Genomic DNA, 22,925 nt, shown 5'->3' with positions numbered 1-22,925 from the left:
CCGGCACCTGGCCGGTTTATTTTTTATATACGGGCGTCCCAGTTTTTCTGTTCCTCCTGCTTCATCTGGTCTTCGGCCTCCTGTGGATATGCTGTGCGGAAGGCATGATGATCTGCTTCCACCACTTCGACCATTTTGGCAATCATGTCATCAGGATCAAACTGGCTGTCGAGAATTTGTTCCATTTCGCCGATCGACTTTTCAGGCGTGAAATTTTTCTTAGGATCGTACCATTTCCATTTTTCTTCAAACATCCGGTCATTAAAGCCGGTTTCATACGGACCGGGATTGATGGTTGCTACCTGGACGTTAAATTCTTCAAGCTCTGCCTTCATCGCCTTGGCGATAGCCTCAATGGCATGCTTGGTGGAGGCATAAGCAGCAAGGTAAGGCATGCCTACTATGCCGGCAATGGAGCTAAGAAAGATTATTTTGCCCCGGCCTTTTTCCACGAATTTTTTTGCGGCGATCTGGGCGTTTTCGAGCGTACTGAATACGTTGGTTTCGAAAATATCGCGAACGCGGTCAACTGGTATTTCAGCTATCGGCCCGCCTTCACCAATGGCTGCGTTTGCAACGAAAATATCGTAGTCATAGTCAGCGACCAGTTCCTGGTCCCGTTTGTTGGTAATATCAAGCTTAATTACTTCAAGATTTACTCCTGCTGCTTCTGCTTCCTCCCGCAGACTGGTAATCTGAGCCATTATCTCGACTGCTGCAATTACGTGGTGGCCCTTTTTAGCCAGCCCAAGTGCTGTGCCTTTTCCAAGCCCTGTACCGGCACCGGTAATAAATATTGTTTTACTCATGAATCGTATGCCCCCTTATGGAAATCATGGTAGTAATGAGCCGTTCCCGTTTGGATGAAAAGCGAAACGCTCCTTGGGCCGGATACATTGCGGGTCAGCTTCAGCTGTGTGAAAGGGAATGCGCAGGCTCCCGGCGAATTACCTACTAAGGGTGTTCAGCACTTATGAAATTTTAATATCGGAGGCTGATTATATGAATAGAATTAATCTGATTACCCTTGGGGTCAGGAACATGACTGTTTCCGTGCAATTTTACCGGGATGGACTCGGCTTTGAAACTAATACAGAAGAGGACGCCCCGGGCATTGTTTTTTTTAATAACGAAGGCACTAAGCTGGCGCTTTATCCACTAAAGGAGCTGGCGAAAGAAACGGGGGAGAAAGTAGAGGACCCGGGCCAGGGTTTTTCAGGAATGACTCTTGCATATAATGCCAAGTCTGTCGAAGAAGTGGATGCCATTATTCAGCAGGCTGCCTCTGCAGGCGGAAGGGTGGCAAAAGAACCGGAATGGGTATTCTGGGGAGGTTATAGTGGTTATTTTAAAGATCCGGATGGTTACATTTGGGAAGCGGCATATGCAGAATTTTGGAAGTTTGATGAGCAGAATATGCTGATTTTAGAATAAAGGAGAAGATGGAATGTTTTCATATAACATTACGGAACGTTTGGAGCTCTTGCTGCTCCAAAAAGAGCATGCAGAAGAGCTGTTTGCCCTGATCGATAACAATCGCCAACACTTAAAAGAATGGATGAATTGGGTGGATCGTGTCCAATCGGTGCATGATACCGCCGCCAGCATCGAAAAAACGCTCCAGCAGGCAGCTGAGGGAGGAGGATTCCGAGCAGGTTTAATATTTGATGGAAAGCTGGCGGGCATTATTAATTACCATGAAATAGACTGGGGAAACAAAAAAACAAGCCTCGGCTACTGGCTCGGGAAGGAATATGAAGGAAGAGGCCTCATGACTCAGGCGGTTCAGGCTTTTACAAAGTATGCTTTTAACAGTATGGGCCTGCACCGGGTGGAAATTCGCTGCGCAGAAGAAAATAAAAAAAGCAGGGCTGTCCCCGAAAAACTGGGTTTTAAAATGGAAGGGGTCTTAATAGAATCGGAACGCCTCCGGGAAGGCTATGTAAACCAGGTAGTCTATGGGCTGGTCAATGCAGAATAGAACCAGTGAAGTGACTTCCGGGAACTATCGGTGTTTACCTATCGGTGAATCGAGGTAAAAAGGGTAAGCGTTCACTAAGAGAGCAGCGAAACCAGTGCTGTGAGAAAGGCAAAACACTTTTGACGAAAAAAGTATTTTCAACAGAGCCGGTAATCGGGTAAAGAGAGAGTAGAAAATACTGGAGGGATACAAATGATTACGGCAGAACAGGAAAAAACATTAAAAAACCAGCTTTTAGAAATGAAAGAAGAAAATAAAGAAAAAATTGAAGTTGAAGAAACAAGGGACGAAAATAATAATACAGAAACGATCGGTGAACTGTCGGAGTACAGTAACCATCCAGGCGACCAGGGCACCGAACTGCATGAAATGGAAAAAGATGCAGCATTGAACAATCAGGCGCGCGAACAGCTCGAAAATATCGATCATGCCCTTGAAGCAATGAAAAACGGAAATTACGGCAAGTGTGAAATTTGCGGCAGAGAGATTCCGTACGAACGGCTTGAAATTGTTCCCGAAACGATGCGGTGTGTAGATCATGCGAGCAGTGACAAACCCGAGCAGGACCACCCGGTGGAAGAAGATGTAGTCAACCCGGGGCCAGAACGTGAGCAGCGGCAGGAGGAAAATGTAGCTTTCGATAAAGAAGATGCGTGGGAAGCAGTAAGTGAGCATAGTACCTCCCAAACGCCGTCCGACGATCCGGAAATGACCGGCTACACAAGTGAACAGGAAGAAGAGGAGGAAGAAGAAGGACGGGTGGAAAAAGTAGAAGACGCCTCCGTTGCTGACATGGAAGGAGAAGATACAGGCAATACCGCCGACCAGAAAGAACAGTGGCAGGGAAGCCGGAATTCTGCTGAAGAAAGAAAAAAACAGGAAAAAAACTCGCAGGACAAAAAATAAAGCAGATAAACCAAGGGCAGCCCGTTATCATTACGGGCTGCCCTTGGTTCATAAGAATGGCCGTTTGGGGACCAAAATATTAATTTACCAGGCTGTTTCCTTTCATGCTCATTATTTTACTGCGCAGGTAATTATGATAAGGGTATTCAAAAGCCCCGACGATAACCCCGGCAATCACAGCTCCTACCCATGTTTCCGCGCTGTTGCCAGTGAAAATCAGAACAGTCAGCAATACTAATACAAATACGAGGCCGATACCTGCAAGCACAGCCGTAGGATTTTTCACACGGGGGATCATCATTAAGTCGCCCCCGTAAGAAAGAAGAGTGAGCACGACAGCTAACAAAACGATAGTCCAGCCGGGCAGAAGTGAAAGTACAGCACCGAGCAGCAGGCCAAGCGAAACAGCCATCGCAACAAACTTAATAAAAAGTGGAAGTAAATGTGGCAAATGGTTCACCTCCTAATATGAGATCAGCCGGAGACTGCAGCGTATAAAAAATAAAAAAACCGGAAAAGAGTAGTCTCTTTTCCGGCTCACGGGTTAGCTTTAATTCCAACCGTTTTCACCGACAGTGTATTCATCTGGGTCTCCAGCTTCATAATATGGTTCTGGTATACTTAATAACCGTTAAACAGTAAAATGAAACGTGACAACCCTCACGTTTTGAATTGACAGCGTTTTCTTTTCGTGCTAAAGTTTTTTTAAGTTAATAAATCGGGCTGAGTCGAATGAAAGCCGCACACTAATTAGCTCTGCATGGGCAAAGTGTGCGGTTTTTTAGTCGTTTTAAGGCGATGAAACGGCTTTTGATACTTATGTCTGTAAATTACAAACGCTTACAAGGGAGCTGGAAAGATGTCGATATACTTAGCGGAAGTCATCGGTACGATGATACTTATTATTTTTGGCGGAGGAGTTGTGGCAAATGTTAACTTAAACAAATCAAAAGCTGAAGGTGGAGGCTGGATTGTTATAGCGCTTGGCTGGGCGTTTGCTGTAGCAATGGGAGTGTACGCTGTGGGCCAGTTTTCCGGCGCGCATTTGAATCCAGCTGTTACTCTTGGTTTTGCTTCTATTGGTGCTTTCCCGTGGGCGGATGTGCCCGGCTATATCGTGTCTCAAATTATAGGGGCGGGACTTGGCGGAGCCGTTGTCTACTGGCATTTCCTTGGACACTGGAAGGAAACAGAGAACGCTGATGTGAAGCTGGCGGCGTTTTCGACAGACCCAGCGATTCCTAACCGATTTGCGAACTTTTTAAGTGAGTTTATCGCGACAGCCGTATTTTTACTCGTATTAAACAGTATAGGAGCAAACGAGTTCACGGAAGGCCTGAATCCGCTTATTGTCGGTTTTCTTGTAGGTGCTATCGGGCTGTCGCTCGGCGGCACGACTGGTTACGCGATCAACCCGGCCAGGGATTTAGGTCCGCGTATTGCTCACGCCCTGCTGCCTATTGCAGGTAAACGGGATTCCAACTGGCCATACGCCTGGATTCCGGTTGCTGCGCCCGCGCTTGGCGGTATTTTTGGCTCACTTGTTTACCGGGCCGGCTTTTTAGGAGAGGGCTATGGCGTGCTGGCACTATTCAGTATTGTGGTCCTTATCGTCCTCGGTGCACTCTACACCACGAATAAAAGAGCTACAAAAGTCAGCAATCCGGACGTGAAAAACTAATTACCGTAAACTGCAATCTCCATCCACGGAGCATTGCAGTTTTTTATTAATTGTAGGGGAAAAGAAGCGGAAGTAACAGTAATAAATAAGACAACGATAATTAAAAATTTGTAAAAATATGTAACTACTCATGTGTAACCTGCGGGTTGTTCTGTCGACTAATCCCAGGAAAGGTACGTATTTAGAACCTACAGGATAAATCCAACGCTTTTAAATATATGGAGGATAAAATGAAAAAATCAAAAGGAAGTGTGCGGCTGCATGCGCCTGCAGGGATTTACGAAGGCTGTTTATACAAACATGTCCAGGAGTATCTAGGAATAAAATACGCAGAAGCGGAGCGGTTCAAAAAACCGGAACGCTTAGGCGGAGCGATGAAAGTATATAATGCAGCAGAGTACGGGCCCGCCTGCCCGCAGTCCGTGGAAGGTCTTAAAAAGGGGAGGGAATCGGAGGACTGCCTGCACTTAAATATTTGGAGACCGGATGAAGAGCCGGGACACCGGCGGCCGGTGATGGTATTTATTCACGGTGGGGGATTTAATAGCGGCTCGAACCGGGAGGCGTTATATGACGGAAAATCTCTGGCTGCCCGGGGAGAAGTCGTAATGGTCAGCATTAATTACCGGCTTGGCATATTTGGCTTTTTGGATGCCGAAAGTATATGCGGGCCGGAAAAAGCCTACATGAAAAATCTCGGTCTGCTTGACCAGATAGAAGCACTCCGGTGGGTGCAGGAAAATATTGAAAGCTTTGGCGGAGATGCCGGTAACGTCACTATCTTCGGAGAATCTGCGGGCAGTATCAGCGTAACAGCGCTGCTTGCAGCTCCTGCTGCCCGGGGGCTTTTTCAGAAAGTAATTGCTCAAAGCGGGGTGATTACCGGGCTTGGCCGTTCGGTTGAGGACGCGGCAAATATTTCCGACCAGCTCATCTATAAGCTCGGCCTGCATTCCATGAATGATATTTGCACCATTCCGGCGGAAAGCCTGGTAAAAACCACTGTTTCATTTGTAAACAAAAACTTCACCTCCAACGGCCCGTACAATGGGTCAAGGATGTTTGCCCCAACGACTGATGGAGAAATTATTCCGTTTGACATAGAGCGGGCTATTCAGGAAAACGCAGGAAAAGTACAGCTGCTTCACGGCTCAAACGCCAACGAAATGCATTTTTTTAAGCTGTTGATTCCGGAGCTGCGACAGAAACATTCAGTAGCTACATACGTATTATTTTATCTTCGAAAATACGAGCATATGTCAGAGGAAACCACAATGGCGGTTTACCAGGACTATAAAGAAAGATATCCGAAATGGAGCCGCTCGAAGATTTTTATGCAAATGTTTACAGACCGGGCATTCCGCCTGTATCACACGGAACTGAGCGAGCTTTATTCTAAAGCAGGAGGCAAAGTGTACCAGTACCGCTTCAGCGTGGAAGCCCGCTGGTTGAAAGCCTGTCATGGCCTGGAGTTGGGATATTTGTTTAACACAGTTAAAACAGCCTTTTCCTTTCGGAACCGCACGCTGCTCGGAATAAACGAAAACCCGGGGCTCACCCGACGCATGCAGGACGCCTGGGTGCGTTTCGCAAGTGAGGGAAATCCCGGGCACGCTGGAATCCCGGAATGGAAGCAGTATACAAAGGAACGGCCGGAGACGATGATTATTGGGAAGAAGTGGGTGCCTAGGCGTCATGATCATGCGGAGGATGATTTTGCGTGGAAAGCCCGGGTGCCTGAAACATACACCCAGCGGTCCGCTTATAGAAGCTATTAATACGCGTATGCTATACTAATACAAAACGTAATGCGGACTTTCCCAAAGTCCGCATTTTACATAGTACAGATAGTTTGATGACAGAGGAGAGCGTCGAGATGAAAGCCCCAACAATAAAAACGCATTACCGGACACCGGTCCAGCAGTTAAAAAAGAGACAATCCCCGTGGAAGGAAAAGCAGTACAGCTGCCGGGCAAAGGAATGGCTTGGAGATGACTATGGAATAACGATTCGCATTGAAATTGGCAATGAACGGCTGCCAAAGCGTATTGAAGAAGAGTACTCTTTTATTGAATGGGCGTCGGGACCGGAATGGGAAAACCGGATCAGGGTGCCGCTTCGTTTTTTTGCGACAGATACGCGAAACGGACGGAGTTTTTCGACATTTGAAGGCTTTGTGCCGTACGTCCTGTTCGAGAAGCTGGACACCGCTGTGCCATTTAAAGCCATCGGATTTGCCGTGCTTTCAAGCCGCCAGGAAGGCATTCGTTTTCGTCTAAAAACGGGACGGAGCGGGACGACCTGGCTGCAGAAGGGAACGATTGGTGTAAATGAGAAGGGTTGGCTGTTCAGGCCGGTGGTCAACAAATTTAACAACCTGGAACTGAGGGTTACCAGGCCGTCCGGAAAAAAAGTTAAACTTTTCCCGGCTTACTTGATGGATGTAGAAAAAGTCAGCATCGGGTGGAAGCTGCTCGGTACGGCTCCCAGGCATCTGCTTGAAGCAAACGGCTGGCCGTCAAAGCTTCAGCTGATACTGAAAAAGCGCGGAGAATCCCAGAAATATTACTACCCTGTTGAATGGGAGAGCGATAAATGGTGGTCGGCAGTCGTTGAGCTTGATCCTTCAAGCCATTTTACAGGAGTATGGGATTTTTATATCACAGATGGCGGTGATAAACCATTATGGAGGCACCGTCTTCATATGCCAGCTAAAGATATAGCAAAAGCATCTAAATGGTATGCCCCGCACTATGAAAAAGGAGCAGTCAGCTTCCGACTGTACCGCACCCAGAATTATTCAGCTTCAATCATGATTCAGACGGAAAACGTTAAGCTGTATACAGTGCGGGCAAGCTACGAGCAGGGAAGCATTCACTTCCGGGGTACGCTTTACTGGAACCGCTATACTCCGGATGCCTGGCAGCTCGTCTGGAAAAACCGGGACACCAACGAAGAGGCTGTTGTGCCTGTGCATATGTATAAGCTTCATTCCAAACGGGCACAATACGTCTTTCACGGCGAAGTGACGGATTTATTTAAAAATGAAGCAGGCACAGGGGGGGCGCCCTACCGGCTCGGTCGATCCGATCTCTATCTCCGTGTGAGAAGCGATGAAGAGGATATTGACTACCGGCTGCGTTCCAATAATAGAAAACTTGTGAAAAATACAAAGCACGAATGGTATCATCAGAATAAAATTTATCGTCACCAGTTTTACCGTACAACAAGCAAACGTGTTGCTTTCTCCATTGATGAAATCGATATTGCCAAGGACATTACATCGATGAAGGTAAAGAACGGGAAATTCATTATTGAAGGGCAGGCTCGTTTTACAACACTAACACGTAATCTGCGGCCAAGGCAGCAAGCATCTGTAGTAGTGAAAAACCGGGAAACAAAAGAGGAGCATCACTTTTCTATCAAAAGTCAACACCTGAAAGATAACTGGATACAATTTGAAGCGGAAGCGGCTTTTGAAGATTTTCGGTGGCTCCACAGTGACAAAGCCGTTTTGGATTTGCATATTCGTCTGCATGCCGGGGAATTCATGCACGAACGAAAGCTTGGGAAAAAAGATTTTGTTTATTATAAAGATGAAATTCTGCATTCCTATGTGCTTGAAGAAGGAGAGCAGGCAATTTCCTGGTATGTTACCTACACCCCGAGAGGCAATGTAAAAATCGAAACAATAACATATCCGCGCAGGCAATTTCTAAAGCTGCAGGAGGAAAATGAAAAGATGAAAAAGGCCGGGGCACAATCCAGAGTCTGGGTGGTGGGAGAGCGTCCCGACACCGCGCAGGATACAGGATATCATTTCTTCAAATACTGCCGGACAGCTCATCCCGAAATAGAAGTGTACTATGCCATCGAAAGTGACTCTATGGACCGGGAAGTCGTGGAAGAGCTCGGAAATGTATTGATTATTGGAAGCGATGAGCATGTGGAGGTGTGCCTGCGGGCAACTGCCTTTTTCGGATCGCATGATATCGAATACTTTCTTCCGTTTAAAGGAACATTGATGGAATCCTATCGGCATGGCCTGCGAGTTTTTCTGCAGCACGGTGTTCTTGGGCGCAAGCGTGTGGAATATAACCAGGAATATTATAAATATCCGTTTCATTTATTTTGTGTAAGCTCGAAAAGTGAAAAGAGAATGGTTATGAAAAAAATGCATTACGACGAAGAGACAGTGCAGGTGACGGGCTTGTCGAGGTTTGATAATCTCCTTGAAGGCCCTCCGGCAGAGCGGAAAATTGTTTTTATTCCGACCTGGCGGGAGTGGCTGCATTCTAGAGAAGCCTTTCTGGAGTCAGAATATTATCGCCGGTACAAAAGCTTTCTGGAAAATCCGAAGCTGCACCGGTTTTTAGAAAAAAACGATGTCGTGCTGCAGTTTTATCCGCACTACCGCATGCAGCAATATACGGATGCTTTCGATAAAATCAAAAGCGAAAAAATTGAAATAGTTAAACTGGGTAAAAAGACGGTCCAGCAGCTGTTAAAGGAAAGTATGCTGATGATTACTGATTACTCAAGCGTTTCATTCGATTTCACATATATGCAGAAGCCCGTCATCTATTATCATTTTGATACGAAGCGGTTTTTCCAGGGAGGAAGTCTCCGGCCACTGGAAGAGACTTTTCTTGGGGATGTGGTGCATTCTGAAGAAGAGCTGTTAAAAAGTCTGCGGCGCCATTTAAAACGAGGGTGGGCTGAAAAGAAAGCTGTCAGTGAAAACAGGAGGATGATTTTTAGCTATTCTGACAAACAGAACGCCGCACGCATTTTCCAGGCCGCCAAAGAGCTTGAAAAAGAAAACAGATGACGGAGCGGGGGCACTCTTTTCCGTTTTTGAGGGATTCGACTGTTCATAAACTATATTAAAATATCTTTAAATGTGTGAAAAGATGTAAAGCTTGTGCCTTCTGTCACATAGTTTTATAGAAAGTTGGCCCCACTTCCCACGATTAGACGACATGTTTGGCAAGGTATATGTGTTACAATTAACGCGTCAAGTTGATAAATGTAAATTTTTAATGAAGAATTTGTTGAGGAAATTATTTGTGTAGAAGAATAAAATACAGAGTAAAAATTAACGGAATATAGGGGGGCACTACTATGAAAAAAGTATTGACTTACGGCACATTCGATTTGCTTCATTGGGGGCATATTAATCTTCTCCGCAGGGCAAAAGAGCTTGGAGATTATTTGGTGGTAGCAATATCGACAGACGAATTCAATGACTTGAAATCCAAAAAAGCATATTACACGTACGAGCAGCGTAAGCTGATTTTGGAAGCGGTTCGTTATGTAGATGAAGTCATCCCGGAAGAAAACTGGGAGCAGAAAATCGATGATGTGCTCGATCATGACATTACTACATTCGTGATGGGTGATGACTGGCACGGGAAATTCGATTTTCTCCGCCCGTACTGTGAAGTAGTGTATCTGCCGCGTACTGCGGATATTTCAACGACAAAAATTAAACAAGAATTACTGCTCGTAAACTATTAAACTTCACTCAAAAAGGCTTCGCCTTCCTAAGCGGAGAACCTGAGCAGACAGGGAGGGAGAGTTGTTCTCTCCCTTTTTTTGTTGCGATGAAAATTAAACAATGATTTACAAAAACTTAAACCTGTTTTGTAAGTTTGTCGTTTTTGTTAAGCTCTTTTTTGATAGAATGGAAAAGGATATGCTTCAAAGCATCTAAAATATAAACTTTTAAAAAATTGAGGGACGATAATGGCAAAAAAGAAATGGACGAAAAAATATAAAAAGAAATTTAAACGCTCGTGGCAGAATATAAAAAAACGGACAAAGAAGCGATGGAAAAAAATCAAAAGGCTCCGCAATGGTAAAAACTTCTATAAAGCGGTGCTCTCAGTACTAGGAAAGCTTCCCAAAAACGAAAACATCATTGTTTTTGAAAGCTTTTACGGCAAACAGTACAGCTGTAACCCGCGGGCCATTTATGAACAGATGCAGCAGGACTATCCGAAGCTCCGCTTTTACTGGAGCATTGACCACCGTTACAAAAAGCTTTTTGAAGAACGGGGATTAAAAACAATCAAGCGTTTTTCTTTCCGGTGGTTTATTGTGTTGATGCGCGCCCGGTACTGGGTGTTTAACAGCAGACTGCCAAAGTGGATCCCCAAGCCGGATAAAACGGTGTATATTCAAACATGGCACGGCACGCCGCTCAAAAAACTTGCTAAAGACATGAACGAAGTAACCATGCCGGGCACGACGACGGAAAAATACAAACGAAACTTTCTGTTTGAAGCCGGGCGCTGGGACTACCTGGTAGCCCCGAATCCTTACTCCGCCCAAATCTTCCGGAGAGCATTTGAATTCAAGCATAATCTGCTTGAAACTGGTTATCCAAGAAATGACTACCTGCATCATTATTCAAATGCAGATATGGAGAAGATTAAAGAAAATCTTGGTATCCCGGAAGACAAAAAAGTCATTTTGTATGCTCCGACGTGGAGAGATAATGAATACTACTTTATTGGGAAGTACAAATTCACCCTTTCCATGGATCTTGAGGAAATGAGAACACGTCTTGGAGACGAGTATGTACTGCTGCTGCGCCTGCATTACCTTGTTTCTGACCATCTGGATGTGACCGGATACGAAGATTTCGCAATTGACGCTTCTGCATATGAGGATATTCGGGACCTTTATGTAATCAGTGATGTACTGATTACCGATTATTCCTCGGTGATGTTTGATTATGGCATTTTGAAACGCCCGATGATATTTTATACGTACGATATCGACAGCTACCGCGACAAGCTGCGCGGCTTCTATTTTGATTTTGAACAGGAAGCACCGGGACCGCTTGTCATGAATACCGAAGAAATTATTGAAGAGGTTAAAAACAGTGGCACTATCCGCGAACGTTACCATAAAGAAGTGGCCGATTTTGAAAAGCAATTCAATCAATGGGAAGACGGTTATGCTGCCAAACGCGTAGTGGAAAAAGTGTTCAACGCAAATTAACTAGTTGGGCAGAGGATAAAAGAGGGAAACGATATGAATGCAGTACTAACCGTAGCGAAAGAATTATGGACGAGCATTCCGCTGATCAACCGGCTGGCGGTGTATGAAACAAAAATTAAAAACAAAAGTAATTATCTTGGTTCATTCTGGGAAATCATCAGTCCGCTTCTGTTTATCGCTATTTACTGGTTTGCTTTTGGCTACGGCATCCGTCAGCGGAGCGATGTTGATGGTATTCCTTTTCTGACGTGGATGCTTGCGGGCATTATACTATGGTTTTTTATCCAGCCGGGAGTAACTAATGGATCAAAAGCTATCTTTTCAAAGATTAAAATGATTTCCAAAATGAACTTTCCGACGAGCATCATCCCGGCCTATGTAGTAATCTCAAGACTCTTTCCGCATTTGGCGCTGCTTGCGATTACGATCGTTTACATGCAGTTTGCCGGGCACCCGATCAGCATTTACTACCTGCAGATCCCGTATTTTCTTGTGGCAGCTATTATGCTTGTCATCAGCGTGGTAATGATCACCTCCACGCTCACAGTGATTGTCCGGGATTTCCAAGTGTTTATCCAATCTTCCATCCGGGTGTTTTTGTATTTAACCCCGATACTGTGGCCGATGGACAACCGTCTGCCTGACTGGCTGATTCCTGTGATGAAAATCAATCCTATGTATTATCTCGTGGAGGGGTACCGGGCGAGCTTCTTTTACGGGGAATGGTATTTTATCACCAACGCCAGCTATACGCTGTATTTCTGGGCGCTGGTTTTCGTGCTTTTCAGTATTGGCGCCGTACTGCACGTGCGTTTCCGCCGGCATTTTGTGGATTTTCTGTAAGCTGGCCGGGCGGATGGTTTTACAAAATACACAACGAGGATAGAGACGGGGGAAAGCAAATGAAAAAATCCGTCGTAGTGAAAAATGTCTCAAAAAAATACAAGCTGTATGATACGCACGCCGAGCGGTTGAAGGATCTTCTTCTGCCAAAAAGCTACGGCGAAGAATTTTACGCGCTCCATAACGTTTCATTTAAGGCAGATAAAGGGGATATTATTGGACTCGTGGGGGTTAACGGGTCCGGAAAATCAACTCTTTCCAACATTATTGCCGGAACTATTCCGCCGACGAAGGGGTCAGTAAAAACGAACGGGGAAGCCGCGATGATTTCCGTTTCCACCGGCTTGAACGGAAAGCTGTCAGGACGGGAAAACATTGAGCTGAAATGCCTGATGCTCGGTTTTTCCAAGCGGCAGATCCGGCAAATGGAGCCCGACATTATTGAATTCTCCGAACTTGAACAGTTCATTGACCAGCCGGTGAAATCATATTCGAGCGGGATGAAGTCGAGACTTGGCTTTGCTATTTCAATTACTGTTAATCCTGATATTTTTATTGTAGATGAAGCTTTATCGGTAGGAGACAAAGCCTTTGCACAAAAATGCCTGGATAAAATGCATGAATTCGAGCAGCGCGGCAAAACCATGTTTTTTGTCAGTCATTCACTGACACAGATGAAAGAATTCTGCAATAAAGTAATTTGGCTTGAATTTGGCGAAATAAGGGCGGAAGGAGAAGCTTCTGAAATTTTAAAACAATATGAAGCTTTCTTAAAAGAATATAACGCTTTTACCCCGAAAGAAAAAAAAGCGTTCCGGAACCAGGGGTTTGAAAAGCAAAGCGCTGTCCGGGCAGTGACCGAGTAAGCAGCATCCCGAGGGGTGCTGCTTTTCACTTTGGGCTAAAGGCTTAGAATGATATGATGAATATATCTCATTAAAGGAAATGGAGCTAATACATTGCGTTTGACAGGTGAGCAGTTTGAGCTGGAATTGCTGGAAGAAAAACATACGGAGTCGTTGTTTAAGATTGCTTCAGAGCCGTCCAATTGGACATACATGACGAGAAAGATGCATAATGAACAGGATATGAAGCTAATTGTTCAAGAGGCTCTTAAGCTGCATCAGCAGGGAGATACAGAGCCGTTTATTGTAAGGCGGAAAAAGGACGGGGCAATTGTGGGATCAACCAGGCTGTATGATATCTCCATGCCCCGGAAAACAGCTGAGATTGGTTCTACGTATTACAGTGAAAGCGTGCGTTCCACCGGCGTGAATACGGAGTGTAAATATTTACTTCTCACATATGCGTTTGAAACTCTGGGGGTTGTTCGTGTACAGTTTAAAACAGATGAACAAAACAAAGCCGCCAGGAAAGCTATTCAAAAACTGGGCGCTTCCGAGGAGGGCATTCTGCGCAATGAGCGTATGCTGCCGGACGGGCGTGTGCGCAATGCGGCAGTTTACAGCATTATAAAAGAGGAATGGCCCGAGGTAAAAACGAAATTAACGGAAAGCATTGAAATCAAGAAAAAGGGGCACGAATAACATGGCATTGATGGACGATTTAGTAGAAGCATACCTACAGCAGTTTGATGAGTTCATGTTCGTTTTGGATAAAAAGCTTGGGCTCGTCTTTGTAGAAACGGTTTCTGAAGACACGCCGCTTTCCTGGAGTTCGGAGGAGAGCGCCAACCTAGTGGCAATTCCGACGATTACGAAAGCAGAAAGTACGCGTCTGATGCAGGAATTTGCTTCAAAACAGCCGGACGATAAAGAAAATACGCTGCAAAAAGCTTTGGAGGAAGAGGACCGGTTTTTATCTTTCGAAAAAAAGATTGAAGAATTCGGGCTCGAAAGCGAGTGGGAACAGTTCGAACGGGACAATGCCAAAAAATATGTCCAGGACTGGCTGCAGCTGCTTCAGCTCGATTATGATGAGCTGAATGAAAAACATGCGATCCATGCAACAGAAGAGTAAGCGGGGCGGATAATATGGCTGTACATGAAGAACTGCAGGCAATTCTGGAAGAACAGGAAAGCATGATGCAGATACACGAATTGACTCCGGTGGAAGCCCGGGGCCAGTTTAACGACAGCATTGATGTTATAACTTCACATGTAAACGTTGATGAAGCCGGCGGTCTCCGGGATGTGATGACCACGGGGGAATACGGTGAGATCCCGCTTCGGATTTACTATCCTGATACGGAAATGGAGCGCTACCCAACCATGGTTTATTATCATGGCGGTGGGTTTGTGATTGGAAATATTGGCACCCACGACCATATCTGCAGGGCTATCGCTAAAGAGTCGGACTGCGCGGTTGTGAGCGTGGACTACCGGCTTGCTCCTGAGCATCCGTTTCCAGCAGCGCCAGAGGATGCGTACAATGCATTATTGTGGCTGGTGGAAAACGCTGAGCCGCATAATCTGGATGCGGAAAGAATCGCTTTGGCCGGAGACAGTGCCGGCGGTAACCTGGCGGCTGTAACTGCTATACGGGTGCTGCAGGAAGACGGCCCTAAAATCGCTTCCCTGCTGCTCTTTTATCCAAGCGTCAGCGGGGAGCATGATTTTCCGTCGGTTGATATGTTTGCCGGTGGGTACGGTTTGTCGCTCCGGGATCTGGAATGGTTTATGGAACAGTACGCCGACGGGGAGGACGAAGATAATCCGCACCTTGCCCCGTTGGCCTTTGAACGCCTTGGTGAACTTCCGCCTACGCATATCGTTACTGCAGAAAATGATGTACTGCGGGATGAGGGAGAGGCGTTTGCCAAAGCCATTGCTCAAAAGGGCGGGCAGGTCAGCCTGCGCCGGGCAGAAGGCATGATTCACGGTTTCCTGCATTGGACACGGGCCTTCCCCGAGGTGGATGAAGAGCTTCTCGCTGCGTTAGAGCCGGTGAAAGACGTTCTCGCGGAATGAATAAATATTGAAAAAAGATCCCTCCTGTGTAAAATCCCGCAGGAGGGATTTTTGTATTATATGTAAATTAAATTTACATATAATACAAAAAAATATTGTTATTTCACAAATTATTACCTAAGATAATAGTAGGGGGCTAGGTATATGTACTTAAATAAGGAGGAATTTGTGTGTCAAAAAAATGGCTAGTGAGTCTATTCAGCGCAGGGGTAATTTCATTGGGAATTTCCGCGCCGGTATCGGCGGATGATGAAAACTGTTCAGATTTTAGTGATGGACAAGAAGTTTTGGCCTTCTGGGAAGACAACAACTATGGGCCAGGTGACGATCCACATAACTTAGACGCAGATAATGACAACTTACCATGCGAAGGATTAACAGAAGGTATGGAAAGTGAATTTGATGCGGCAGCTGAAGGTTCTGAAGAAAATGAAACTACAGAAGACGGTTCCTCCGCTGACACCACAGAAGATACCACTTCTACTACAGAAGAAAACATGATAGAAGAAGAAACCTATTCCTCCGACGAAGGAACTACAGAAGAAACGACTAATGAAGAAGAAGCTGCTTCCACAGAAGCTTCCGATGAAAATATGACTGAAGAATCTGTAGAAGAAGGCGGCGAAATGCCGGAAACAGCTACAAATCAACCAGCCTGGGCCCTGGCGGGAACAGCAGTCGCCGGCCTCGGAGCTCTTTTACTTGTACGCAGACGGGTAACGTCCCACTAATTATTATCGCATATCCTGCTCCCTAACCGTTGCGCCATGAGGTGCGGCGGTTTTTTATTATGTGTTTTATTTAAAGAAGTAAAAGGTATGAGGAATGTAGGAGAGGAGGCTCATAATGAAAGCAATTGTAATCGAACAGTACGGCAGTGCCGATGAACTAGTGGAAAGAGAAATGGAAGCGGAAACTCCCGGAGACAAACAGGTGCTTGTAGATGTGTATGCCACGTCCATCAACCCGATCGACTGGAAACTGCGGGAAGGATATATGAAAGACGATATACCTTTCGAATTTCCTATTATTTTAGGATGGGACGTAGCAGGGGTCATCCGCACAGCTGGAAAAGACGTAACCTCCTTTGGACCAGGGGATAGAGTGTTTGCACGGCCGAAATTGACGGCACGCGGTACTTATGCAGAACAGACAGTGGTGGATGAGGAGCTATTAGTAGCCATTCCTGAGCCAATGTCCTACGAAGAGGCAGCCGGCATTCCACTCGCCGGAATGACAGCGCAGCAGTGCCTTCTCGAATTTGGAGAAATCACTCAAGGCAGTAAGGTTCTTATTCAGGGAGGTTCCGGTGGCGTCGGCCATTTTGCGATACAGGTGGCTAAAGATATGGGTGCCTATGTCGCAGCTACAGCAAGCGGAAAAAACCAGGAATTCTTAAAACAGATGGGTGCCGATGTGGCGATCAATTATGAAGAAGAAAACGTGGTGGATGTCATTTCTGATTATGATATGGTATTAGATACAGTAGGGGAAAGTGTGCATGAGGAAAGCTTCCAGGTGCTCCGTCCTGGTGGAAGACTTGCTTCGGTAGCTGCGCCGCCTTCCCAGGAAAAAGCAGAAGAAGCTGGAGTTACTGCCCAGTTCGTATGGCTGCAGGAAGCAGGCGAAAAGCTCCAACGCTTAACTTCGCTGTATAATAAAGGCGCTTTGCAGGTGGAAATCAACAGCAGGCATAAATTTTCAGAAAAAGGGCTGCGATCTGCACATAAAGAGAGCGAAGCAGGTCGTGCCCGTGGTAAAATAGTCATTAAGGTCCGCTAGAGATCTATGAGGCGTATTCGTTTCCTCCGGGAAATGAAACGTCTTCTACATAACAGGGGAATAGCAGAGAAAAATAGGACTTTAATAAAGAAAAAAATTTCCTGCTATTGAAATATTAGTGCATAATAAAGGTAAAGCTTTTGAATCATCGACAGACAGGGGCGATTCGATGTCAAACGGACAACACAATCGTTATACGCGTCTTGCTAGGATTACACGACTGATCAATGCCAATTTAGACATTAAAACACTCCTTGAACACGTCGTAACAGCTATATCAGAAGAAATTATCCAATGCGATGCGGTTGGTATTTATCTCCCGGAGGATGGAGAGCGCTACAGAGGTTACGTCAGCAAGCCGGAAGTACTGAGCGGTATGACTATAGACCTGCATGTAGTTGATCCTCAGGTGGACCACCTGGCCCGTGAAGTAATCAGCTCAAGGCAGTCGATCTATATTGCTGATACGTCCAAAGATAACAGACCCGATGCCAGAACGATCGATTTCTTTCAGATCCGGTCGATGCTTACAGTTCCGATTTCTCACGGGGACGAATTATTCGGGCTCGTATATTTGTTTGATTACGGGGTCCCAATGAATTTAACAGAATCTGAAATAGAAACAGTGGAAGCATATGTACACATGGCTGCGGTAGCGATTCGTAACAGCCAGGCGATGCATAACATTGAAGAACTCCTGCACGAAAAACAGACGCTCATCGAAGTGATGGAACAGCTCGCACATTCACAGACGTCTGACTCAGCGATTGATGTTTGTTTTAATCATATAGGTGATGAGCTTCATAATCACAATGTGAGTCTGCATATCATTGATCCCGTTTCTAAAGAAACAGTTATGCCTTCAAAGCTCAGCCGTAAAAGCGATTTCGAACAGAATGAATGGTTAAACATTCACGAACGTATGCAGATGGACCAGACGAACGACGAGCTTTTCCAACAGGTAGTTCAAACAAAGCAATCGTTATTTGTAGAGGATGTGGCCCAGGAGAACAGAATATTTCAGGAAATCTGTGACGTTTTTAACATCAAAAGTATTTTTATGGTGCCAATGATTTCTGTCGGCCGGGTACTCGGCGTTATCGTTGTCGCCCACCTCGGTGAAAAGCCGGCCCGGTATACAAAAGCCCAGCAGCGCAGGGTGGAGTCAGTTGTCAATGCGACTGCACCTGTACTCATTCATTTATACAACCTTGAAAGCCAGGAAAGCATCATTGCACGCCGGACAGAAGAAATACAAAGTAAAAATGAAGAGCTTCAGCGGCTGATTTTAGAAATGCGCAAGGTCAATACAGAAAAAGAATTGATCATGAATACGGTAGATGAAGGGATTATCGGTTTTTCGATGGAAGGCACTGTCATGTTTTCCAATGAAGCCGCCGAACACATGCTTGAAACAGACACCCAATTATTCCACAGCATTCAGTCCTATGAAGAGATTCTTGATCATATAGAAAATGAAGAAGAAGCTCTTTCTGATGTTTTCGCTTCTTATCTGAATTCAGATTCCATTCAGCCAGTGAGCGGGGAAGCATATATGAGTCATCCTGAAAAAGGGCTGGTAACACTTGAATACACTATTTCGAGCCAGATTGAAGAAGGCGCAGTAGTCGGGTATGTACTGACAGTCAGGGACGTAACGGTGCGAAAAGAAATGGAGCAGCGCATTGAGTACTACGCTTACTACGACGGTACCACCGGCCTGCCCAACCGGATGCTCGTTCATGACCGTCTGAGCCAGACGCTCCGGGAAGCCAAAGAGCACGACCAGGAAATGGCCGTATTGTTTCTCGATCTGGATCGTTTTAAACAAATTAATGATCGTTTCGGCCATGCCGGTGGAGATGAATTATTAACTGAAGTTGCCTACCGTCTCCAGGAAATGGTGAGCGGAGCTGCCACTGTTGCCCGCCAGGGAGGAGACGAATTTATTTTAATCCTTCCCCGGTTGGATAACATGGCCCAGGCTACGACTACTGCAGAACATATTCTGCGTGTGTTCCGCAATCCGTTTTACCTTGAAGGAGAAGAAGTGTATGTAAAACCGAGTATTGGTATCAGCTTCTTTCCACTTGATGGACAATTGGCAGATGACTTAATTCAGAACGCCAATTCGGCAATGCATAAAGCAAAGGAAATGAACGGCAATACGTACCGGGCGTTTTCTTCCGAGCAAATGGGACCAGATATGAAAAAAATCCGGCTTGAAAATGATTTATACCGGGCACAGGAAAATAATGAGCTTGAATTATTTTACCAGCCTCAGGTCCGTTTAAGTAAAAACATTGTCACAGGGGTAGAAGCACTTGTGCGATGGAATCATCCCGTCTACGGAAAAATCCCTCCTTCGGAATTCATCCCGATAGCTGAGGATACTGGCTTAATTACGTCTATCGGCGAATGGATTTTAAATGAGGCGTGTTCTCAGGCAAAAAGCTGGCATGACCAGGGACTTTGCAGTCTTCGGGTGGCGGTAAACATTTCCGCGCAGCAATTTCAGCGGGAAAGCCTGGTGGAAACTGTGAAAGAAGTGCTTGCCCGCACCGGGCTAGAACCAGAATTTTTAGAAATTGAAATTACGGAAAATACGCTGCTGCTGAATACGGAAGAAACAGTTACAACAATGAGAAGGCTTAAAAGCATCGGCGTCCGCATTTCGATAGACGATTTTGGTACCGGTTACTGCTCGTTGCAGTACCTCCGGGAATTTCCAATTGATACGCTGAAAATTGATAAAGTATTTATTGATGACATTAAATCGGAAAGCAGCTCCGCCCCTATTACAACTACGATTATTGCTCTTGCTCACAGCCTCGGCCTTCATGTGATTGCTGAAGGGGTTGAAACGCTTGAACAGCAGAAATTCCTGCAGGCAAATAAATGTGATTTAGTTCAAGGTTTCCTGTATAGTAAACCAATACAGGCAAGTAAAATTCCTGAATTTTGTAATAACTAGTAAAAATTAGTGGGGGGATAAACGGAATGAAAGCAGCTCAGTGGATAATTGATTATTTGCGGCAGGGTGGACTGGACTACGTCTTCGGTATTCCGGCGGGATCGGTAAATGCTCTTTTTGATAAAATGTATGAGCACGCTGATATTACGCCAATTATTACAAAACATGAAGGGGCAGCCGGATATATGGCTGCCGCCTACGCGAAGCGTTCGGATAAGCTTGGAGTTTGTATAGCGAGCAGCGGCCCCGGGGCAACGAATCTTCTCTCTGGTGCAGCAAATGCAATGAGAGAGCAGACCCCGGTACTGTTTATCACTGGCTCTGTGCCAACATCGACAGTAGGCTTGAATGCTTCTCAGGAGCTTGACGTTGTTCCGATGTTTGCCCCGGTCGCTAAATACAGCCGGCGGGTGGAGAGCATCCACGAAGTGCGTGAAGTATTTAAGGAAGCAGTATGCAAAGCATTCGCCGGGATACCCGGACCAGTGCACGTAGCGGTTCCGATCAACATTCAATTATCTATGCTCGAAGGCAGCACTGAGCTGCTGGAATATCCAGCCAAGCGCCGGCTCTCACCAGTTGAAAGCAACGTGTCGGAGGCAACCCGTATACTTTCGAGTAACCGTCAGGGCATCATTTTCCTTGGCCAGGGTGCTAAAGACGCAATGCCGGATATCATGAATCTGGTGGATTATTTGGGCTGGCCGGCGGTTACTACACCGCAGGCTAAAGGACTTGTGCCGACAAATCACCCGAATGCACGTGGTGTTTACGGTTTTGCCGGCCATCAAACAGCCACAGAAGTAATGGAAGACAGAGAGAATTCCATTATCTTCATTATAGGCTCAAGCCTTGGGGAAACGGCCACAAACAACTGGAATCCGGCTTTGACTGCTGATCGGTTTGTCATCCAGCTCGATCATGACCCGACGGTGTTTGACCGCAAATATAAAGTAGATATCTCTCTACTTGGCGACGCCCAGACAACGATCCTGGAAATAAACAATAAACTTCGCCTGCCGGCAGCCGGGGAAAAAAGTCAGGCGCAGGCAAAAATTCCTCCACAAGCAGTAAACGAAAAATACGAAACGCAAAACGTGCTCCAGCGTTTTCAGTCCCACGTGCCAGAGAATACGCTTTTTACGGTGGATATCGGAGAGTTTATGAGCTATGTGATTCATTATATGGACGTAAAAAAACCAGATACGTATGACATCAATGTACATTTTGGCGCCATGGGTTCAGGAATTTCCAATGCCCTTGGAGCGAAGCTTGCAGATCCTGAGCGCCCGGTGGTAAGCATTACGGGAGATGGCTGCTTCTTTATGCATGGGATGGAAGTGCTCACAGCCAAAGAGTACCAGCTGCCTATTTTGTTTATCGTGATGAATAACGCAAGGCTCGGAATGGTGTATCACGGCCACCGGCTTCAATACGGCAGAATGCACGATCGATTTGAACAATCGATGGTTCCGGTAGCGGCTATTGCAGAACAAATGGGGGTAAAATATGCTACTGTCCGCAGCATGGAGGATATTACTCCGGATCTTTATAGAGATCTATGCTCAGACAATTGCCCGGCTGTGCTTGAGATTCAGCTTATTGATGAGCAGACGCCTCCAATGGGAGACCGGGTGAAATTTTTATCATCCTTTAGTAAATCCTAAAAAGAAAACGCTCCGTGCCTTAGGAAGGCCGGGGCGTTTGCTGTTGTTCGGGCTGCTCGGGAAAATGGAGTTCCTCAAGCTCTTCAAGTACATCATGAATGGATAACAAAGCAAAAATAATAATAACGTCTGTGGAAAAGTGGTGATGATATTTTTTTATATTTGGGCGTGAGGCATGCTGGCGTTTTTTCCAAAAGCAGCGGTCGAGACGTTCAATCAGCCGGAATTGTTCCTCGGGAATCTGTTCCCCAAAGTGATGAATTGTCTGTGACATTGCGGGAATAATATCGCTAATCAGCTGAATCTCCTCTTTTGTAAACGTATAGCCATCTGTTTCAAAATTAAATAGACGGTTAATATGGTAGCTGATCCGTTCTAGAAAATGAAGCTGACGCTGCTCCCGGGTGAATCTTCTGGCTTCTGTATCCTTTTTCTTATGATATTTCCATTCCTCCTGCTGGTAATAAGAAAGCTGAATGGCCCGTTCCAGGTCGCTTTCAAGCTGGTGATATTTATCCATCACCTGCGCTGAGGGGCGTTGGCCGTTCATAACTTCCTTGAGCCGCAGTTCAAAAATTTCAGCGGTCTCTACAAACATTTTGCGATTCTGCTCAGCGAGCAGGGAAGAAAATTTTGGAGGGAGGATCGTTAAATTGATTACCGTGGAGATTGCGAGCCCGATAAAGGTCGTGCCGACCCGTTCGACAAAAGTTAAAAAATAATGATCACTCGCTGTCGGAATCATTGCCACAGCTGTAATGGTAGCGACAAGCATGCCATCTCGGAGCCGGAACATATTACAAAAATAAAGTGTTAAAACGGAAGCAGTCATATAGGTTACCGGGGTAGGCCCGAATAAATAAACGGTAATCATTGCAAGAGCTGCTCCAATGACGGTGGCTGGAAGCCGTTGGGCGCCGTTACGTATAGAAGCAGCTGCTGTCGGTTCAAGCGTGACGATGGCAGTAATGACCGCGAACGCCTGCGGGAGATCAAAAATGCCGCATACAAAGGCAGTGAGTAGAACAGCAATGCCGGTTTTGATCAGTCTTCCGCCAATGAACCGCCGCTTAATTTTTCTCCAGTAGTGCATAGTAAGCCGCCTTCTTTATCATAATTTCTCGCCTGTATTTAGTGTAGCATGAACATG

At 45.8% G+C, this 22,925-nt stretch carries 20 protein-coding genes; 17 read left to right on the top strand and 3 right to left on the bottom strand.

What is annotated here, in order from left to right; genetic code table 11:
- Positions 1-23: 23 nt before the first annotated feature.
- Complete coding sequence (locus CHL76_RS10525) at positions 24-809, bottom strand: SDR family oxidoreductase (protein ID WP_079474249.1); 786 nt, start codon at positions 807-809, stop codon at positions 24-26.
- Between the two features lie 193 nt (positions 810-1,002).
- On the opposite strand from CHL76_RS10525, the gene CHL76_RS10520 reads away from it, so the two are divergent.
- From CHL76_RS10520 to CHL76_RS10510, 3 genes are all read left to right on the top strand, one after another.
- Entirely contained in the window at positions 1,003-1,434 is a 432-nt protein-coding gene (locus CHL76_RS10520; RefSeq protein ID WP_094908518.1) for a VOC family protein, read from the top strand.
- Positions 1,435-1,447: 13 nt separating this feature from the next.
- Positions 1,448-1,981, top strand: a complete 534-nt coding sequence (locus CHL76_RS10515) for a GNAT family N-acetyltransferase (protein WP_079474251.1) — start codon at positions 1,448-1,450, stop codon at positions 1,979-1,981.
- Between the two features lie 192 nt (positions 1,982-2,173).
- Positions 2,174-2,887, top strand: a complete 714-nt coding sequence (locus tag CHL76_RS10510) for a TraR/DksA C4-type zinc finger protein (protein WP_079474252.1) — start codon at positions 2,174-2,176, stop codon at positions 2,885-2,887.
- A gap of 79 nt (positions 2,888-2,966) precedes the next feature.
- On the opposite strand, the gene CHL76_RS10505 is transcribed toward CHL76_RS10510, so the two are convergent.
- Positions 2,967-3,338: a DUF2512 family protein gene (locus CHL76_RS10505; RefSeq protein ID WP_094908517.1), complete on the bottom strand. Its 372-nt coding sequence runs from the start codon at positions 3,336-3,338 to the stop codon at positions 2,967-2,969.
- Positions 3,339-3,746: 408 nt separating this feature from the next.
- On the opposite strand from CHL76_RS10505, the gene CHL76_RS10500 reads away from it, so the two are divergent.
- The 14 genes from CHL76_RS10500 to CHL76_RS10435 all read left to right on the top strand — a co-directional run bounded on the left by CHL76_RS10500 (position 3,747) and on the right by CHL76_RS10435 (position 21,775).
- On the top strand, positions 3,747-4,568 hold the full coding sequence (locus CHL76_RS10500; protein WP_079474254.1) for an MIP/aquaporin family protein: 822 nt from the start codon (positions 3,747-3,749) through the stop codon (positions 4,566-4,568).
- 230 nt (positions 4,569-4,798) lie between these two features.
- Positions 4,799-6,346, top strand: a complete 1,548-nt coding sequence (locus tag CHL76_RS10495) for a carboxylesterase/lipase family protein (protein WP_158219153.1) — start codon at positions 4,799-4,801, stop codon at positions 6,344-6,346.
- A 98-nt stretch (positions 6,347-6,444) separates the two neighbouring features.
- Positions 6,445-9,399, top strand: coding sequence for a CDP-glycerol glycerophosphotransferase family protein (locus CHL76_RS10490; protein ID WP_158219152.1), 2,955 nt, complete (start codon positions 6,445-6,447; stop codon positions 9,397-9,399).
- Positions 9,400-9,692: 293 nt separating this feature from the next.
- On the top strand, positions 9,693-10,088 hold the full coding sequence (gene tagD / locus CHL76_RS10485) for a glycerol-3-phosphate cytidylyltransferase (protein WP_079474257.1): 396 nt from the start codon (positions 9,693-9,695) through the stop codon (positions 10,086-10,088).
- 228 nt (positions 10,089-10,316) lie between these two features.
- On the top strand, positions 10,317-11,579 hold the full coding sequence (locus CHL76_RS10480) for a CDP-glycerol glycerophosphotransferase family protein (RefSeq protein WP_094908514.1): 1,263 nt from the start codon (positions 10,317-10,319) through the stop codon (positions 11,577-11,579).
- 33 nt (positions 11,580-11,612) lie between these two features.
- Positions 11,613-12,422 (top strand): ABC transporter permease, encoded by an 810-nt coding sequence (locus CHL76_RS10475; protein ID WP_079474259.1) that lies wholly within the window; start codon positions 11,613-11,615, stop codon positions 12,420-12,422.
- Between the two features lie 59 nt (positions 12,423-12,481).
- Entirely contained in the window at positions 12,482-13,288 is an 807-nt protein-coding gene (gene tagH / locus CHL76_RS10470) for a teichoic acids export ABC transporter ATP-binding subunit TagH (protein WP_079474260.1), read from the top strand.
- A 93-nt stretch (positions 13,289-13,381) separates the two neighbouring features.
- Entirely contained in the window at positions 13,382-13,969 is a 588-nt protein-coding gene (locus CHL76_RS10465) for a GNAT family N-acetyltransferase (protein WP_079474261.1), read from the top strand.
- Between the two features lies 1 nt (position 13,970).
- A complete protein-coding gene (locus CHL76_RS10460; RefSeq protein WP_079474262.1) occupies positions 13,971-14,402 on the top strand; it encodes a UPF0158 family protein in 432 nt (143 codons plus the stop codon).
- 14 nt (positions 14,403-14,416) lie between these two features.
- Positions 14,417-15,352, top strand: a complete 936-nt coding sequence (locus tag CHL76_RS10455; protein ID WP_094908513.1) for an alpha/beta hydrolase — start codon at positions 14,417-14,419, stop codon at positions 15,350-15,352.
- Between the two features lie 170 nt (positions 15,353-15,522).
- Positions 15,523-16,083, top strand: a complete 561-nt coding sequence (locus CHL76_RS10450) for an LPXTG cell wall anchor domain-containing protein (RefSeq protein WP_094908512.1) — start codon at positions 15,523-15,525, stop codon at positions 16,081-16,083.
- A gap of 115 nt (positions 16,084-16,198) precedes the next feature.
- Complete coding sequence (locus tag CHL76_RS10445; protein WP_079474265.1) at positions 16,199-17,134, top strand: NADP-dependent oxidoreductase; 936 nt, start codon at positions 16,199-16,201, stop codon at positions 17,132-17,134.
- 169 nt (positions 17,135-17,303) lie between these two features.
- Positions 17,304-20,108 carry a bifunctional diguanylate cyclase/phosphodiesterase gene (locus CHL76_RS10440; RefSeq protein ID WP_094908511.1) on the top strand — a complete coding sequence of 935 codons (2,805 nt, stop codon included), beginning with the start codon at positions 17,304-17,306 and terminating at the stop codon, positions 20,106-20,108.
- A 26-nt stretch (positions 20,109-20,134) separates the two neighbouring features.
- Positions 20,135-21,775: a thiamine pyrophosphate-binding protein gene (locus tag CHL76_RS10435; RefSeq protein ID WP_079474267.1), complete on the top strand. Its 1,641-nt coding sequence runs from the start codon at positions 20,135-20,137 to the stop codon at positions 21,773-21,775.
- Positions 21,776-21,794: 19 nt separating this feature from the next.
- On the opposite strand, the gene CHL76_RS10430 is transcribed toward CHL76_RS10435, so the two are convergent.
- The gene (locus CHL76_RS10430; protein WP_094908510.1) at positions 21,795-22,868 is read right to left on the bottom strand and encodes an FUSC family protein; all 1,074 of its coding nucleotides are present in this window, start codon (positions 22,866-22,868) and stop codon (positions 21,795-21,797) included.
- Positions 22,869-22,925: the final 57 nt, after the last annotated feature.

This window comes from Marinococcus halophilus (assembly GCF_002265875.1).
In the GTDB taxonomy this organism is placed as follows: Bacteria; Bacillota; Bacilli; order Bacillales; family Marinococcaceae; genus Marinococcus; species Marinococcus halophilus.
The sequence above is the reverse complement of the archived record's forward strand: the minus strand, read 5'-3'. Positions and strand labels throughout refer to the sequence as shown.